This is a genomic window from Rhizobium sp. Root482 (assembly GCF_001426565.1).
Taxonomy (GTDB): domain Bacteria; phylum Pseudomonadota; class Alphaproteobacteria; order Rhizobiales; family Rhizobiaceae; genus Pararhizobium.
Window position 1 is genome coordinate 56,175 of the sequence record NZ_LMFA01000005.1, and the last position, 16,635, is coordinate 72,809.

Genomic DNA, 16,635 nt, shown 5'->3' on the forward strand with positions numbered 1-16,635 from the left:
GCTGGCGGGAACCTTGTCAACCGGACCGATCTGCGCATGAACCATGTGATCATTACGGGCGGATCGAGCGGCATCGGCCTCGCACTTGCCGGGCTCTATGTGGAAAAGGGTGCACGCATCTCCCTGGTGGCGCGCGCCCTGCCGGCGCTGGAAGCTGCACGAGACAAGCTTTCCCGAGCTTCGAATGTCGATATTTCCAGTATCCATATCGAAAGTGCTGACGTTGCCGACGAAGCGCGGATCGCCGAGGCGCTACGCCATTGCGAGGATATGTTCGGTCCCTGCGACATCCTGATAACATGCGCCGGCATCGTTGAACCGGGGCTGTTCGAAACCCTGTCGCCGGATGGCTTCGAGCGGCAGTTGCGGACAAATCTCCTGGGGAGCGTTCATGCGGTGCGGGCGGTCTATGCCGGCATGAAACAGCGGCGCTCCGGCCGGATCATGCTGGTCTCCTCCGGCGCCGGCCTTATCGGCATCTACGGATACAGCGCCTATTCGGCCTCGAAATTTGGACTTCACGGCTTTGCCGAGGCGCTGCGCTCGGAAGCAAGGCCGCATGGCGTGCGGGTCGCCGTCTGCTTTCCGCCCGATACCGAGACGCCGCAATTTGCCCGCGAACTGGAGCATCGACCGCTCGAAGCCGCGGTGATCATGGGGCGGGTCGCGCCCTGGTCCGCCGATGCCGTCGCCCGCCGCATCGCCGGCGCGATCGACAGGGGTGATTTCGAGGTGTTCTTCGGCTGGACGCTTCGCGCTCTCGGTCGTTTCGGTTCAACGGTAAAGCCGTTTCTCAACTGGTGGTTCGACCGCGCCATCGCCCGTATCGGCCGCCGCCCCTGAAAGGGCACAGATTGCTTGTAACCACCGGAAATAGGATTTAAGTGTCGCAGTGTCGCGGCGGCGCATGACGGGCCGGCACGGATGAAACAGGTGAAGGTATCCGTTTGGCGTCGACGTCGCTTCATATTCATGATTATCCGCTGACGCTGACTGCCTTCTGCTATGTCCTGGCCTGCGCCGTCGTCCTGTTTACCGACAGGTTTGCCCTGCCCAAGCGCGAGCGCCGCAAGAACCGTCCTGCCGCCAGCCTTAGAAGGACCGCCATCGATATCCTGGCAAGGCTGCCGATCATTGCGCTCGTCTTCGCCGGGTTTTTCTCGATTTCCTGGCGCCCGCTCTATGCCGGCGCCGGCACGATGAGCTTCTTCATCATCTTCACCGGAATATCGCGCGCCAAATACAAATTCATCCGCGAACCCCTGGTGTTCTCCGACATTGCGCTCGTCGCCGATGTCTTCAAATACAAATCGATCTTCTACGCCAATTCGCTGAACATCGTCTTCTGGGCCGCGGCCTTCCTCTATGTCTTCGGCGTCTCGGCGCTCTACATGTATTTCGAGCCGAGCATCCTGCATTCGCGCCGTCCCTTGCTCTGGATCGTCGCCATGATCCTGCTTGCCGATCTTCCCTGGGTCCTGCTGTTCTACGGCCCGGTCAACCGGCCGGTGGCGGATTTCGTCCAGCGTCTCGTCGGCAAGCCCAATGTGAAGGTCAGCACCGTTCGCTTCGGCACATTCGCCTCGGTAATCTTCCACTTCATCCTCTGGCTCGGCCGCCGGCGGGAGAAGATCGTTGCCGAGCTGTCTGGACGTCTTATTGCCGCTGTGAAGGACCTGATCGGCCATGATGCCGACAACAAGGCACCGCTGGTCATCGTCTGGCAGTCGGAATCCTTTCTCGACATGCGCCATTGCGGTGTCGATCATGTCAGGCTGCCGACGATCGACAGGCTGCAGAAGATGGCGGCACAATGGGGACGCCTGGCGACAGTTTTCGAGGGCGGTTATACGCTGAGGACGGAGTTTGCTGTACTGAGCGGGCTCGTGCCCGACGATCTCCACATCGATGCGAGCTATCCCTATCTCAGGGCAAGCCACTATACCGACGTGGTCTGGCCGACGAAGCTGAAGAATGCGGGCTGGAGCACGCATTTCATGCATCCCTACGACCGGACCTTCTTCCTGCGCCACAAGGCCATGCCGCAACTCGGCTTCGAGAAGATGACCATGCTCGACGAGTTCGATCACGATCCCGCGCGCGACGGCCCCTATGTCTCCGATGCCGCCCTCACCCGCAAGGTCATCGAGGAAATCGAAACACAGACGGAGGACGACAAGGGCGACTTCCTGTTCGTGGCCTCGATGGCCAATCACGGCCCCTGGGAGCCGGACCGCGTCGAGGGCATGACCGACCCGGTCGATATCTATCTGGACATCCTGCAACAATCCGACAGGGCTCTTGGCGAACTGGTCGATCATCTCGACACGCTCGACCGCCCGGTCTGGCTGGTGTTCTACGGCGACCACGCGCCGCTACTCAAATCCTTCGCCGATCCCTTTCCGGACCCCCGCACCGACTATTTCATCGTTCCGCTGGCCACAGTGAAGCGCGCGCAGCAGGCGCCAACAACGCCGCGTGACGAGGTCCCCTGGAAGCTACTGGAAGCCATGCTCAAGCACGCCAATCTGCAGAAGGATGAATTGCAATAGTGCCGGCGCCCCAGAAGCCTTCGCGCGTGTTCCTGTTTCTCCAGGGACCTTCGTCGCCGATCTTTGCCAAGATCGCCGATCGCCTCGAAGAGCGCGGTCATATCTGCCTGCGTATCAATCTCAATGCAGGTGATCGGATCTTCTGGCGACGGAAGAATGGCCATGACTATAGGGGTCGGGACGGCGACGCCTGGCACGAGCACGTCGCGCTCTTCATGGATCGACATCGCGTCACGGATTTGGTGCTCCTCGGAGAAGAGCGCCCCTACCACTGCATCGCCGTTCTTGCCGCCACGCGGCGCGGGATCGAGATCTCCGTCGTCGAGATGGGCTATCTACGGCCTGATTGGCTGACCCTCGAGCGAGACGGCATGTCGTCCAATTCGCATTTTCCGGTGGATGCCGGCCAGATCATCAGGGCAGCGGCAATCCTGCCCGAACCGGACTGGAAGCGGCGCTATTCGCAAAGCTTTCTTGCCGAAGCCGGCTATGACCTGCTCTACAACCTCCCCAATGTCTTCCTGTGGTTTCTCTATCCGCATTATCGCCGGCATGCGCTCTTCCATCCTCTGGCCGAATATGCCGGCTGGATCAGGCGGCTGGCCGGCGGCCGGAAACGGAAAGCCGAGGCAGCGGCGCTGATCGACAACCTTCTTGCTGGCAAGACGCCCTTTTTCGTCCTGCCGCTACAGCTTCAGACCGATTACCAGCTTCGGGCGCATTCGCCCTATAATGACCAGCGCGAGGCGATCGACGAGGTTCTCCTCTCATTCGCCGGCCAGGCCCCAGACAATGCGCTGCTCGTCGTCAAAATCCATCCGCTCGACAACGGCCTCATCGACTGGCGTGCGCATGTAAATGCCGACGCAGCCAGGCTCGGTATCGGCGAGCGCGTCCACTTTCTCGACGGGGGCAATCTCAATACTTTGCTTGGCGGATGCGCCGGGCTGATCACCGTCAACTCCACCGCCGGACTGCATGCCCTGCAACGGGGCAAGCCCGTAAAAACCCTGGGGGCCGCGATCTTCGACATTGCGGGGCTCACCGACCAGGCCACGCTCGACCGGTTCTGGGGTGCTCCTACCCCACCCGACAAGGATTTACGGCTCGCCTTCCTCCGCCTCATGGCGGCGACGATCCAGGTGCGCGGCAATTTCTATTCCCGCTCCGGAACCGATGCCGGCGCCGAGGCAATCGCCGTCCGGCTCCACGACCGCACGGTCAACCAGCCGGGCGGCTTCGTCGATCCGCCGCCGCGGCAAAGGCCGGCAAAGATCAGTCCTCGTCGCTGATATCCTGATCCGGAATGCGCCAGGCGTCCAGTTCCTCCTGCGAATAACGGCGCTTTCGCCACCTGTTCCAGGTCACGCCGCGCTTGACGATAGTCGCCGGCGTGCCGGCAAGGACGACGCTGCTCTCGGTAAATGCCTTATTGACGAAGGACTTGGCACCGACAACGCAATCCGCCGGGATGACAGTGCCCTTGTTCAGGATCGAGCCCACCCCGACCCAGACATGGTCGCCGACCGTGACGGAGGCCGCGCGGTTGAGACGCCGGCCGTCGCGTTTGCGTATCAGCCCATGCGCATCGCTGGTGCGTACCTCGATGTTGCGGGAAAACATGCACCAGCGGCCGATGCTGATGTCGCAGCGCTCCATACAGAGGAGATAGACCGATTCGAAGGTCGTTCCCTCGCCGACCGTTACCGTTTGGTTGTGACCCTTGACCATGAACTCACCGTACAAACGGCAATTTTCACCGATCACGATGCGGTTTCCCTGTCCGTAAATGGTGATATGGCCGGTAAAGGAGGAGGTCTTCGGCAGCTCGACATAGTTCTGGCTGCCATAGAGACGGATGGTGGCCGTCAGCCGGCCTTTTGCAGCGATGCTATTGCCTTGTCCCCAATCCAGCCGGACGGCGAAAGGGTGGTGAAAACGGAGCCGTGGCAGCGATTTGAGAAAACGGCCAACCCTCGAAAAAACATTCATATAGAAAAACCGTGCACGCGCCATGCCGACATTTGGGGAGGAAGGACGATCCACTGCCGGATCGTCCCTTCGCCGCGCCACAACGGCTTGCGGCAGAAATCAGGCCTCAGGTCCGATCGCGGATATTATAATAGCCCATGACGAAAATGCCCCAGGCAAACAGGAGACCCAGCCCGACCAGGAAAGAATTGAGGATACGCGTCGGATATTGCGCCAGCTGCGACAGCGTCGGCTGGATGAAGACGGCGAGATAACGCTGCTTGTTGGAGGCATCCAGGCGGGCTTTTTCGATGCTGGCCAAAGCACCGGTATAGGCGCGCTCCGCAAATTCGCGCTCGGTTTCCAGAACTTCGAACTGCTGGATGCGGCCGGCAACATCATTGGTGCCGGATTTGGACGGATCGCCGCTGCCAAGCCGTTGCCGTTCCGCGTCGATCTGTTCCTGAACGCTGGCGATCCTCGTCTTCAGGACGCGAACGCGCGGCGTGTCGTCGCTCATCTGCGATTTGGCCGTCGCCAGATCGGCGTTCATCTGCGCCAGTTGCTGTTCCAGGCCGCCAATGAGCTGGAGGGCCAGCTTCGCGCCCTCGACCGGGTCCACTTCCTGCGACACGTCGCGATATTCCCGCACCGCAATCCGGGCCTTGGCAAGACGCCCCTCGGCCACAACCAGTTCATCCTGCGCCGATTTGAGGACGCCGTCTCGAGCCGTGGCCGACAGGTTGTTCACCAGTTCTTCGCTTTTTGCGATGACGAAACTGGCAATCTCCTGAGCCTGCTGCGGTTCGAATGCCTTGACCTGCAACTGCATGATCCCCGACGCCGGATCATAATTCACATGAACCATGTCACGCCAATAGTCGAGCTTGTCCTCGACGGGCAAGCCCGACCACATTCCATAGAAATAATCGGATCCGCGCACGGCGTAGATCGCTTCCAGATCGAACTTCTGCTCGACGGCGGCCAGCATGGCTTCGCTGTGCACGAAATCCATCAATATATAGCTGTCGGAACCGGTGTTACCGGTGGAGGCCTGCGAAAACATCCCGAGAATGTCCGACGTATTGGCGGCCTCGATGCTGCGCACGGCAAAGGAAGAGGAACTGTGATACTGGTCGGCCGCGACAAAGAGCATATAGAGGCTCGCAAGCGTCGCCGGCACGGCAACGAAGGCGAGAAAGCTGCCGAGGATCACGGTATGCCGCAGCCGTAGCGTGCTCAACCAGCCCGTCTTGGCGACCTTCTTAGCGGCGATCGAATAGATCTTGTTGCGGCCTTGGGTTTTCTTTTCCTTGGGCACAAGCAGACGGTCGTCGTTGCCCAGCAGTCCCTCTAGAAGATGGACGCTTTTCGGCTTGACCATATCCTTGCCGGTCATCCGCTCGACGGCGGGATTTTTCGGCCCGGTGTTCGCCGGATTCTTGATGACCGCCATCTACCGTTCCCTCATATTGACATTATGCGCCCGGATCGCGTCTTCAATATCATCATAATAGGTTAATTTGCCATTTTCCATAACCACGCCGCAATCACAATAGTCGCGAATGGTCGACGTACTGTGGGACACCATGATCACATCGGAATCCTGCAGCCTGCTTTCGAACACGACCCGGCACTTCTTCTTGAAATTAACGTCGCCGACGGCGGTGATCTCGTCGACGAGATAATAGTCAAAATTGACGCCCATACTCAAGCCGAATGCCAGCCGCGCCTTCATGCCGGACGAATAGGTGCCGACGGGCGCCTTGAAGAACGGACCGAGTTCGGCGAAATCCGCGACATAGTCGATCAGTTCACGGGTATCGACGCCATAGATGCGCGCGACAAAACGGACATTCTGCTCGCCCGTCATCGTCGCCTGAAAGCTTCCCTGGAAGCCCAGCGGCCAGGAAATCTTACCCCGGCGGATAATCCGACCGCTGTCCAGCCTGATCGTTCCGGCGATCAGCCGAAGCAGAGTGGATTTGCCGGCGCCATTGCGGCCGAGCAGGCCGATGCTCTTCCCCCGCTGCAGGACCAGCGAGGCGCGATCGATGATCGGCTTGTTGATGCCTCTGGTGCGCGCGAATTTGGTGGCCTGTTCAAGCCTGATCATTCATTTCTCAACAGTGCGTATGAAGCGGTGAACAATACCATTCCAATAAACAATGTCAAAAATACGAAACCATAGGCACCAAGGGCGATGGCATCGTAGCCATGACGGACCCTGGACGCAACGACATCAGTCCCATGCACGATTGGATGGAGACGCACCATATCGCGATCATCCGTCGAAGGGATAGAAGAGCCGGCCGATCAGCCTGAATTTGCGATCCGTCAGCTCCCGGAAGAACTGGATGGGGTCTTCCCGGTAGTTTTCCGCATCGCGCTGATGGCCAATCCTGGTAATGGCCAGCGCTATGAGCGGTGTCATCAGATGACGCCAGCCAAGAACGCCATAGGGCCCCCAGGCCTGCCACCGCGGACCGAGTTGCCGATGCGCGCCTTCCATTGCCGTCCCTGTCGAGAAATGTTGCTTCACGGCGGCAACGGTTTCCTCGAACGAGACCTGGTTGCCTGTCGCAGGATCGAAATAGCGCGGATAGAGAAGATAGGCACCGGCAAACAGCGCCTCGATGGACAATCGCCGCTTTCGCCTGGGGTTCGGCTGGCGATCGTCCGTCAGCCCCCAGCCGGCATAAAACGGGCATCCGTAAACCGTGACCTTGATCCCCCTGAGCAACGCCTCGAAGCCGGCAAGCGAGGTGATCGTGTAAACATGATCGATGGTCTCGAAGGCTTCCGCCATCGACAACGGCCGGGTGACGATCAGGCAGAGATGCGCGACGTCCTGCGGGTCCGACTGGGCGAAACGGACGCGATTGAGGATATCCGGATGCGGCTTGTAGATGATCTGCGCATCCGGGTTTTCCGCGGCGGCCAGCCGTACCAGGTCATTGTTGGTAACTGGCGTCAGGCAGCCGTAACGGATGGAGGCGTCGTCCTCCACCTGTCCGATAACCAGCACGCGTTTGCCGGTCCTCTGGCCGTAGAGCGCTGCAACATCGGTTTCCGACCCGGAATTGTACTTGCTGATGCCGGTCTTCAAGAGCGTGTCGATTCCGGCCGCCGCCCGGGCCAGGAGATCCGGCGACCTGTCGAAATCATATTCGGTCAACAGCCGTTCGAGATCGGAAGCCTCGCGACAATCGAAATAGGCGGTGCCCCGATCGAGCGCCAGCGACAATGGCGGCGTCCGGCTGGCATTGGCCTCCACCGAGCGAATGAAGCCATCCTCGATGAAGGTCACGGGAATGCCGTGCCGTGCCGCAAAGGCGCGCAGGCCGTCAGGCACTTCCAGGCTCCAGACGAAAATCTCAGGATTTTTTTCCCGCACTATGCGGGCGGACCATGTCTGCAGGAATTCCCGCCCCCTTGTGTACATTGGCACGAAAATGAACGAGCGTTCTGGAAAATAGCGTTTGAAGATCGACTGCTTCCAGCCGGGAATATGGAAAGCGAAGGTCACGATGCCATCACGTGCGGCCGGCATGTGTTTTGGCGAACTGCCTCCGGAATGGTTCACTTCAGGCACGGATATCCGCTCCCAGACCGCTGTTCCAAGTCCGTATCAACGGCATACCGTTTCGGGCTCAGGCGACGCCGGCGCGAAGCAGGTCGTGGATGTGCAATATGCCGCTCGGAAGGCCCGAATCATCGACGAGGAAGAGGACCGTGACCTTCTGCGCCTGCATGAGCTCCATCGCGGCGCTTGCCAGCATGCCCTGCGTGATGACCCTCGGCTTGTGCGACATCACCGCATCGACCGTTTCCAGGAGAAGGTCGCGCGACATATGCCGCCGCAGGTCGCCGTCGGTGATGACGCCAACAAGTCGGCCCTCTTCATCGAGGACCCCGACGACGCCGAAGCCCTTGGAGGACATCTGGATGACCGCGTCGCCCATGGCGCTGCCCAGCGGCAAAAGCGGCATGGCTTCGCCGCTGTGTGCCAATTCCTGGACTAAGAGCAACTGCGAGCCAAGCTTGCCGCCCGGATGGAAAACCTTGAAATCCTGCGCCGAAAAGCCGCGCCGTTCGAGAAGGGCGATCGCCAAGGCATCGCCGACGGCCAGTTGCAGCATGGCAGAAGTGGTCGGCGCCAGGCCATGCGGGCAGGCCTCCTGCACCTTCGGCAAGGTGATGGCAACTGTGGAGTTTCGCGCCAGGAGGCTATCGGCATTGGACGTCACGGACACGACGGCAACGTTGAAACGCTTGGCATAGGTCAGCATATTGCCAAGCTCGACGGTTTCCCCGGACCAGGAAAGCAGAATGAGCAGATCATCCGAGGTGATCATGCCGAGGTCGCCGTGGCTTGCCTCGGTCGGGTGGACGAAATAGGCCGACGTGCCGGTCGATGCCATGGTGGCGGCGATCTTGCGGCCGATATGGCCGCTCTTGCCGATGCCCGAAACGACCACACGGCCACGCCCCTGGGCGATCAGTTCGACCGCATCGACAAAGCTGCGCGACAGGGCGACATCCGCGGAAAAGCAGGTCGCCAACGCATTCACGCCATCGACCGCAGCCGCAATGGATCGAGCGATCGATTGACGCACTGCATCCTGTTCGGGGGTGTTCATATCGACGTGCCTGAGACCCATCATCGTGCTCCTTGATTATTTGGAACCGCTTATATGCGCGGCATCGTCAGATCAAATGAATATTCCACGACAGTCCGTTTTTTGACTCGCAAAATATTCCGATATCAACCTGCCCGTTTCACCCCAAGCCCATCCTCGTCGAGAAGGGGCTGCCCGGGATTACCGACAAAATCTTCCAGCGTCATCGTATCGAGAATATCGGCGATGGCGTCGCGGACGGTCGTCATCGAGCGCCGCACTTCGCAGGTCTCGGGATCGTTGCAATCGTCGCAAAGTTCATAGGCAGTGCGGCTTGCGCAGCGGATCGGCGCCAGCGGGCCGTCGAGCGTGCGCACCACCTGGCCGATGCGGATTTCGCTGGCCGGCCGCGACAGGGAATAGCCGCCCCCCGGTCCCTTCTTCGAACGCAGGATGCCGGCATTGCGCAGTTCCAGCAAAATCGTGTCGAGAAACTTCTTCGGGATATTGTTGCGGGTTGCGATCTCCGTGATGAACGCGGTTTCGCCCGGTTCCAGCTTGGCAAGATCTACCAGCGCCTTCAGTCCGTATTTTCCCTTTTTCGTCAGCATGCCTATGCTCTTTCACAAAGAGGCGCGCAAAGCCGCGCCGCCTTGTCGATTGCCGTCACATGATCCGGCATAGCACAAGAGAAGCCATGTCAATATACCGATTTGATGAAAATCTCGGCTTTATGCCGCTTCTGCCCGTTCACGGCTCAGGCGGCGGCGTATCCGCCCGCAGCCGCGGGCAGCGATATCGGCGCGTCGGGAATATCGCGAGCGGTCATCAACCGGCTGACCGCCGCCCTCGCCTCGTCCGCCGAGCGAAACCGCCGCGAATCCAGATCCCAGACGTGATATTTGACAGCGACGAATTTCAGCCGACCGGCATCCGGAACGACGACGCCGACGGCTTCCCCGTCGAATTCTATAACCTGCTTGTTCATGGAATGACGCTCCTTCCGCGCGCAGCGCGGACAATTCAAAATCGTGCGAATTTCAAGAAAGGACTGTGTGTGGATCACATTCGCCAGGTGGCGAACGCACAAAGGTCTTTTATTGCGCGACAATGGGAACGCGTGCCTTTGAAGGTGGCAATGCGGTCAATCGAAAACATGGCTCTCTCCCTAGGCTGGGCCGTGGCGGCAAGCACCCGGCAGGTTACGAGCATCCGCCCTTGATTGGCTTGGCGGATGTTCAGACGCTATAATAAACCATCATTTTAATCAATTAAAATAGATGGACGTTGGAAAATAATGCTCATTTACTCAAGATTCTCAGCAAATGAAGCATTTCCTGTTTCAGGATTACTGCAAAGTAGAATGAGAATCTCGTTTCGAGCGATGTTTCCGATACGGGCTTTATCTAGTCCATCGCAGTGACGAAAAAAGGGCGGCCGAGGCCGCCCTTTCGATTTTTATCGTCGACCCGTTCAGGTCTTGACCGATTCGACCCCGGGCGCGCGGGCCGTCTCGCGGTCCTTCCACCAGCGGCTTAGGAAGAGCAGGATCGGTCCGCCGATATAGATCGACGAGGTGGTCGCCACGATGACGCCGAAAATCATCGGCCAGGCGAAGCTCTTTACAGCATCCCCGCCCCAAATCGCCATCGGCACCAGGGAGAAGGCCGTTGCCATCGAGGTGAAGATACACCGCGCTAGAACCTGGTTGATCGACAGGTCGATCAGTTCCGAGAACGGCATCGACTTGTACTTGCGCAGGTTTTCACGCATGCGGTCGTAAACCACCACCTTGTCGTTGACCGAATAACCGATCATCGTCAGCAGCGCGGCGATGGCCGTCAGGTTGAAATCGATACCGCTCAACGCAAAGAAGCCGATCGTCTTGGTGATGTCGAGCAGGAGCACCGCGATGGCGCCCACCGCGAAGTGCCACTCGAACCGCCACCAGATGTAGAACAGGATCGCCAGCATCGCGAGCGCCACCGCGAGGAAGCCCGAACGGGCAAGTTCCGCGCTGATCGTGGGGCCGACGACTTCCGTGCGCTCGAAGCTCACATCGGGCACGACCTTGCCGACCGTCTCCTTGATCTTGTTGAGCGCGACGGTCTGTTCCTGTTCGCCGCCAGGCTGGCGCTGGACGCGGATCAGGACAGTCTGTCCCTGCCCGAATTCCTGCAGAGCCACTTCGCCGATGCCAAGCCCTTCAAGCTCGTCACGCAGGGCCGCGAGTTCCAGTTTGGACTTCGAGACAGCTTCGACCTGGATGCCGCCGACAAAATCGATGCCGTAATTGAGACCGGGCGTGAAGAACAGGACGACGGAGCTTACCGACAGGATAGCCGACATGCCGATGGCGACGAAGCGCCCCTTCATGAAGGAAATCTGTGGCAGATGTCGAACCTTGCCGAACAGCGAAGGGATTTCCAGCTTCTTCATCTTCCGGCGGACGACCACTTCGCGCATTGCAAGACGCACGATGGTGATCGAGGTGAACATCGAGATGACGATGCCGAGCATCATGGTGATGGCGAAGCCGCGCACCGGGCCGGTTCCGAACATGAACAGGAGAATGGTGCCGGTAAGCGTCGTCACGTTGCTGTCGATGATCGTCGCATAGGCCTTGCTGAAGCCGATATCGAGCGCCTTCATGGCGCCGGCACCAGCTGCGGTCTCTTCGCGGATACGGGCGTTGATCAGGATATTCGCATCCACCGCCATACCGATGCCGAGAATGATACCGGCAATCCCAGGCAATGTCAGCGTCGAACCGAGCATGCCGAGCACGCCGATGGTCAGGATGGTATGGAGCAGAAGGCCGAGATTGGCGATCAGTCCCCATGATCCGTAGAGAACCACCATAAGCACGACGACGAGGGCGAAGCCGGCAAGGCCGGTATAGACGCCCATGCGGATCGAATCCGAGCCGAGATTGGGGCCGACGGAACGTTCCTCGATAATGGTGAGCGGTGCCGGCAGGGCGCCTGAGCGCAGCAGCGCCGAGAGCACGGTTGCTTCCTGGGCGGTGAAATTGCCGCTGATCTGGCCCTGGCCGCCCGGGATCGGTTCGTTGATGCGCGGCGCCGTCAGAACCTTGCCGTCGAGCACGATGGCGAAGGGCAGGCCGACATTATCGCGGGTGATCTCGGCGAACTGGCGTGCGCCCTGGGCATCGAAGGTGAAGGAAACGATCGGCTCGTTGGTCTGCTGATTGAAGCCGGCTTTGGCGTCCGAGAGCCGTTCGCCGGAAATCGCCACGCGGCTTTCCACCGCATATTTGCCGCCATCATTGGCACCGGGCAGGATATCGACGCCGCGCGGCGCGATGCCGCTGTTCGGATCGACCGAGGTGTCCACCATGTGGAAGCTCATCTGCGCGGTCGAGCCGAGCAGCTGGCGCAGGCGGGTCGGATCCTGCAGGCCCGGCAACTGGACGAGGATGCGGTCCGAGCCGACGCGCTGGATCAGCGGTTCGGCGACGCCGACCTGGTCGACGCGGCGGCGGATGATTTCCAGACTCTGGTCAACGGCGGCGGTCATGCGGTCGCTGAGACCGGCCTCCGTCAGCCTCACATTGATCGTGTCGCCGGCCGTCGTGACCTCGATGTCGGAGCTTCCCGTCCCGAAACCGAGCGTGCCCACCGGCGCGGCCAGTTCCTGGATCTTCGGCATGACCTTGTCGCGGTCGGCCGGATCGGCGATCTTCACGGCAATCGCGTCGCCGGCAATACGGGCCGAGGACGTGGGCACGCGCTCGGCGCGCAACGCACCACGGATATCGTCGAGAAGCGTATCGAGCCGGGCCTTTCGCAGGCCGGCGGCATCGACCTCGAGCACCAGATGCGAGCCGCCCTTCAGGTCGAGGCCGAGGGTGACCGGCGACACCGGCAGGAAGGCGGCGAACCGCTCACGGGCAGCCGGCGAGAGAACATTGGGAAGTGCCGCGACGATACCAAAGAGGGTAATCGCGACATAGGCCAGGACGGCCCATTTCGAAGTGCGCATATTGAGGTTCCATTATGACCCGCTTCCATCCGGTAAAACCTGGAACGCGAGTATGTGCATCAAAGGAAGAGTGCGCCGACGCGCAAGGACTGCCCCGGGAGGCAGCCGTCAGGCAAAAAACGCCGGTGGTCCGCGGACCCGGACGATATCGCCGCGCGCCGCGATCGTGGACGTCGATGAAATCTCGCCGACAGCTTCCCCACCAAGGGCGACGGCCGGGATGAAGACGGGTGCCGGCAGCACGAACGGACCTGTTCCGCCGGGCGAGGCCTTGCCGTCGGCACGGTCCGCCATGAAGCGCAGATCGGCAACGGGAAAGCCGCGAACCGCATAGCGCGACAGGCTGGGATCGGATGCGTCGCCTTGTGGGCTGGAGAAATCGCCGGCGCTCTGCTGCGCCGCAAGCCGCAAGGAAAAGCCCTGAGCCGTGGCTACGAACTGCATGGCAAGGGCGGCCGCCAGAAACCACAGCACGGCAAGAAACCTGCCGGCTTGGCTGCGATCAATCCTGTTGCCGTTCCAGCCCATGGAGGACATCGTTCCTTTGCTTTGGCACACCAGCCTTTTTGGCGGGCCGGCCTGCCGCGAGATGCCGAAAGAGCGTGCGATTCAGCGCGAGCGGGCCTAAAAACCACCGCCCGTCGCCAAAGTCAAATATTTACCATCGGCGCGTTGTTGTTCAGACCGTCGCACCGGATGTCCGGGTCTGGTGGATTTCGATCAGAGAGGGGCCGTCGCGTCCGGCGGCTTCGACAAGGGCGGCAGCGAGGCCGTCGATCTTCTCCAGTCGCATGGCCGGGACGCCATAGGCGCCGGCGGCGAGCAGGAAATCGGGCGCCGACGGCTTGACGCCCTCCGGCGTAATGTCGGCCTCGACCATGAAATTCTCGATCTCCTGATAACCGTCATTGTTCCAGACGAGGAAAATGACCTTGGCGCCGACATCACGGGCCGAGCCGATTTCGGCCAGCGAGAACTGGATACCGCCATCGCCGACAAGGCAGATCACTGGCCTGTCCGGATCGGCCACGGCAGCGCCGACGGAAGCGGGTGGCGCATAGCCGAGCGCGCCGAAACCGGTGGCCGAATTGAACCAGGACTTGGCCCGCGGCGCATCGCAATAGAGATTGCCGGCATAGATGGCCTGGGTCGAATCCCCGACGATCGTGCACTCCGGCAGGGCCTTGTAGATGGCGTCGATAATGCCGATTTCGGTGCGTATCTTCGGCGTCAGCTCCGCCAGGACCGCCTTGCGCGCCGCCGCCGCCCGCTCCTTGCCCCGGTTCGGCGAATTTGCGGTGAGGAATGCGAGAATGCCGGCGGTTGCCGTTTTCGCGCCCGACAGGATGGAGAGCGCCGCATGCGGCCCGCGCGCCAGTTGCGCGGCATCGATATCGGTGCGGATGAGATTGCCGAGGATCGGAAAGCCGCCATTGGCATACATGTCGTAGTCGGTCTGGCCCATTTCGGTGCCGAGCGCGATCACCAGATCGGCATCCGAAACCAGCGCCCGCACGGCATCGAGGCTGGGGCTTGCCGGCACCCGCAGCGGATGCCCCGCCAGCATGCCGCGGGCATTGACGGTCGTCACCACCGGCGCGCCGATGCGTTCCGCCAGCTCCCGGATTTCCGCCTCGGCCGTGATCGCGCCGCCGCCGCAGATGATCACCGGCCGGCTGGCATCGCCGCAAAGAATGGCCGCCTTCTGCAGGGTTTCGGCATCGGCGCGTGGTCGCGTCGCGCCGGCCTTGCGCAGGACGGGCGTCGGGATCGGCGCGCTCATCACATCCGTCGGGATTTCGATATGCACCGGCCCTGGCCGGCCGGAGCCGAGGATCGCGAAGGCCCTGTCGACGACAGAGGCAAGGTCGGTCGGGTTGAGCAGCGTGTGGGAATAGAGCGCCAGCGTCTTGATCATGCCCTGCTGGTCGGGCAGTTCATGCAGCAGGCCCCGGCCGTGACCGAGCGACGAACGTCGGTTGACGCCGGAGATGACCAGCATCGGGATCGAATCCTGGCGCGCCTGCGCCATCGCCGTGATCGTATTGGTCAGTCCCGGCCCGGTGATGACGAGCGCAACGCCAGGCTTGCCGCTGACCCGCGCATAGCCATCGGCCATGAACCCCGCCCCTTGCTCGTGGCGCGGCGTCACGTGGCGGATCTTCGAGGCGGACAGGCCGCGATAAAGCTCGACCGTGTGCACGCCCGGAATGCCGAAGACGACCTCGACCTCGTTGGCCTCCAGCAGATCGACGAGCACTTCCCCAACGGTTTTCATCGCTTCGCTCATGCCCGACGCTCCCTCGGTGCAGTCAGTCGGGTGGCCAATTTCGATATGCGGCGGCAGGCCTCGTCGATCGCCTCGCCTGGCACCGTCAGGCTGACGCGCACGTAGAAGGCCGCCTCTTCGCCGAAGGAACTGCCTGGCATGACGGCAACCCCTTCCTCCTCAAGCAGTGCCCAGGCAAAGGCCTCGCCGGTGAGTCCTGTGCCTGCCACGTCGAGCAGGATGAACATGCCGGCCTCCGGCGGCAACGCAACAATACCGGGCGCATCCGCAAGCCCTTGGGCGATCCGCTCGGCCCGGCCCTTGTAGGTTCGCCGCATCTCGGCGGAGGTCCCGATCTCATGCGTCAAGGCATAGGCCGTCATGTCGGCAATGAAGGGCTGGACGCCGAACAGCATGGTTTCCGAGACAGGCAAGAGCCGCGCTGTGAACTCGGCAGGGCCGATCGCCCAGCCACTGCGAAAACCGGGCGCCGCATGCGATTTGGAAATCGACGACACCACGATGGTCCGCTCGGCAAGGTCCGCATCGTCGAAGGGCGAGGCGAACCGGCCGGAGAAGATCAGTTCCTCATAGACCTCGTCGCAGACGATCCAGAGATCGTGCTTGCGGCAGATCGCACCGAGCGCTGAAATCTCGTCCGCCGTCAGCACCGCACCGGTGGGATTGTGCGGCGTGTTGAGAAGCAGCACCCGGCATTCCGGGGTGATGGCGCTTTCGAGATCGGCCGCCTGCATGTGGAAGCCATGTTCAGGCCTCAGCGGCACCGTCACGCGGTGGGCGCCGGTCGATTGGATGACGCCGTCATAGGTGGCATAGAGGGGATCGCCGACCAGCACACCGTCGCCGGCCTCGACCAGCCCGAGCATGACGGCGAAAAGGGCGGTCTGGGTGCCTGGAAAACACAGCACGTTTTCAGCCGTCACGTCGGCCCGGCGCTTGGCGTAGCGTGCGGTCAGGGCGTTCACCACCGACGGCTCGCCGCGGCCGTTCGAATAGCGGTAGCGTCCGGCATTCATCGCCCTTTGCGCCTCGGCAAGCAGCGCAGGGTCGGGCGGCAGGTCGGGTTCGCCGATGGTCAGTTCGATAATGTCGGCGCCACTGGCCTTCATCTGTCGGGCGCGGATATGCAGGGCCCATTTTCCCGAGCCGAGATCGGCCAGGCGGTCGGTGATCGATGAATAGCGCATGGGTGTCT

At 61.3% G+C, this 16,635-nt stretch carries 14 protein-coding genes; 3 read left to right on the forward strand and 11 right to left on the reverse strand.

All coding sequences use genetic code 11. The features are described 5' to 3' along the window. Positions 1–36: 36 nt before the first annotated feature. From ASD31_RS05405 to ASD31_RS05415, 3 genes are all read left to right on the forward strand, one after another. Positions 37–843, forward strand: a complete 807-nt coding sequence (locus tag ASD31_RS05405) for an SDR family oxidoreductase (RefSeq protein ID WP_056330489.1) — start codon at positions 37–39, stop codon at positions 841–843. Positions 844–947: 104 nt separating this feature from the next. Then, positions 948–2,552 (forward strand): LTA synthase family protein, encoded by a 1,605-nt coding sequence (locus ASD31_RS05410; RefSeq protein WP_056330491.1) that lies wholly within the window; start codon positions 948–950, stop codon positions 2,550–2,552. Continuing rightward, positions 2,543–3,844 carry a capsule biosynthesis protein gene (locus ASD31_RS05415; RefSeq protein WP_413813797.1) on the forward strand — a complete coding sequence of 434 codons (1,302 nt, stop codon included), beginning with the start codon at positions 2,543–2,545 and terminating at the stop codon, positions 3,842–3,844. Before ASD31_RS05410 ends, ASD31_RS05415 begins: the two co-directional genes overlap by 10 nt. Here ASD31_RS05415 and ASD31_RS05420 read toward each other — a convergent pair. The 11 genes from ASD31_RS05420 to ASD31_RS05470 all read right to left on the reverse strand — a co-directional run bounded on the left by ASD31_RS05420 (position 3,828) and on the right by ASD31_RS05470 (position 16,627). Beyond that, a complete protein-coding gene (locus tag ASD31_RS05420) occupies positions 3,828–4,544 on the reverse strand; it encodes an acyltransferase (RefSeq protein WP_156392521.1) in 717 nt (238 codons plus the stop codon). The two genes, ASD31_RS05415 and ASD31_RS05420, sit on opposite strands and share 17 nt — an antisense overlap. A gap of 106 nt (positions 4,545–4,650) precedes the next feature. Continuing rightward, positions 4,651–5,979 (reverse strand): hypothetical protein, encoded by a 1,329-nt coding sequence (locus ASD31_RS05425; protein WP_056330498.1) that lies wholly within the window; start codon positions 5,977–5,979, stop codon positions 4,651–4,653. Then, positions 5,980–6,639, reverse strand: coding sequence for an ABC transporter ATP-binding protein (locus tag ASD31_RS05430; protein WP_056330501.1), 660 nt, complete (start codon positions 6,637–6,639; stop codon positions 5,980–5,982). A 168-nt stretch (positions 6,640–6,807) separates the two neighbouring features. Then, positions 6,808–8,076 carry a capsular polysaccharide biosynthesis protein gene (locus ASD31_RS05435; protein WP_056330504.1) on the reverse strand — a complete coding sequence of 423 codons (1,269 nt, stop codon included), beginning with the start codon at positions 8,074–8,076 and terminating at the stop codon, positions 6,808–6,810. Positions 8,077–8,176: 100 nt separating this feature from the next. Continuing rightward, positions 8,177–9,187 (reverse strand): KpsF/GutQ family sugar-phosphate isomerase, encoded by a 1,011-nt coding sequence (locus ASD31_RS05440; RefSeq protein WP_056330507.1) that lies wholly within the window; start codon positions 9,185–9,187, stop codon positions 8,177–8,179. A 104-nt stretch (positions 9,188–9,291) separates the two neighbouring features. Next, the gene (locus tag ASD31_RS05445; protein ID WP_056330510.1) at positions 9,292–9,756 is read right to left on the reverse strand and encodes an RrF2 family transcriptional regulator; all 465 of its coding nucleotides are present in this window, start codon (positions 9,754–9,756) and stop codon (positions 9,292–9,294) included. Positions 9,757–9,902: 146 nt separating this feature from the next. Beyond that, positions 9,903–10,133: a hypothetical protein gene (locus tag ASD31_RS05450; RefSeq protein ID WP_056330514.1), complete on the reverse strand. Its 231-nt coding sequence runs from the start codon at positions 10,131–10,133 to the stop codon at positions 9,903–9,905. Positions 10,134–10,618: 485 nt separating this feature from the next. Next, entirely contained in the window at positions 10,619–13,150 is a 2,532-nt protein-coding gene (gene secD, locus ASD31_RS05455) for a protein translocase subunit SecD (protein ID WP_056330516.1), read from the reverse strand. Positions 13,151–13,258: 108 nt separating this feature from the next. Then, a complete protein-coding gene (locus ASD31_RS05460) occupies positions 13,259–13,687 on the reverse strand; it encodes a hypothetical protein (protein WP_156392522.1) in 429 nt (142 codons plus the stop codon). 142 nt (positions 13,688–13,829) lie between these two features. Continuing rightward, entirely contained in the window at positions 13,830–15,440 is a 1,611-nt protein-coding gene (locus ASD31_RS05465) for a 5-guanidino-2-oxopentanoate decarboxylase (RefSeq protein ID WP_056330522.1), read from the reverse strand. Beyond that, entirely contained in the window at positions 15,437–16,627 is a 1,191-nt protein-coding gene (locus ASD31_RS05470; protein ID WP_056330525.1) for a pyridoxal phosphate-dependent aminotransferase, read from the reverse strand. The genes ASD31_RS05465 and ASD31_RS05470 overlap by 4 nt, the downstream gene beginning before the upstream one ends. Positions 16,628–16,635 lie beyond the last annotated feature (8 nt).

Bases quoted from the DNA above. Each gene is read 5' to 3' on its own strand.
- ASD31_RS05420 (WP_156392521.1), bottom strand. From the start codon at position 4,544: ATGAATGTTTTTTCGAGGGTTGGCCGTTTTCTCAAATCGCTGCCACGG.
- ASD31_RS05425 (WP_056330498.1), bottom strand. From the start codon at position 5,979: ATGGCGGTCATCAAGAATCCGGCGAACACCGGGCCGAAAAATCCCGCC.
- ASD31_RS05470 (WP_056330525.1), bottom strand. From the start codon at position 16,627: ATGCGCTATTCATCGATCACCGACCGCCTGGCCGATCTCGGCTCGGGA.
- ASD31_RS05460 (WP_156392522.1), bottom strand. From the start codon at position 13,687: ATGTCCTCCATGGGCTGGAACGGCAACAGGATTGATCGCAGCCAAGCC.
- ASD31_RS05440 (WP_056330507.1), bottom strand. From the start codon at position 9,187: ATGGGTCTCAGGCACGTCGATATGAACACCCCCGAACAGGATGCAGTG.
- ASD31_RS05405 (WP_056330489.1), top strand. From the start codon at position 37: ATGAACCATGTGATCATTACGGGCGGATCGAGCGGCATCGGCCTCGCA.
- ASD31_RS05465 (WP_056330522.1), bottom strand. From the start codon at position 15,440: ATGAGCGAAGCGATGAAAACCGTTGGGGAAGTGCTCGTCGATCTGCTG.
- ASD31_RS05430 (WP_056330501.1), bottom strand. From the start codon at position 6,639: ATGATCAGGCTTGAACAGGCCACCAAATTCGCGCGCACCAGAGGCATC.
- secD (WP_056330516.1), bottom strand. From the start codon at position 13,150: ATGCGCACTTCGAAATGGGCCGTCCTGGCCTATGTCGCGATTACCCTC.
- ASD31_RS05435 (WP_056330504.1), bottom strand. From the start codon at position 8,076: ATGCCGGCCGCACGTGATGGCATCGTGACCTTCGCTTTCCATATTCCC.
- ASD31_RS05445 (WP_056330510.1), bottom strand. From the start codon at position 9,756: ATGCTGACGAAAAAGGGAAAATACGGACTGAAGGCGCTGGTAGATCTT.
- ASD31_RS05450 (WP_056330514.1), bottom strand. From the start codon at position 10,133: ATGAACAAGCAGGTTATAGAATTCGACGGGGAAGCCGTCGGCGTCGTC.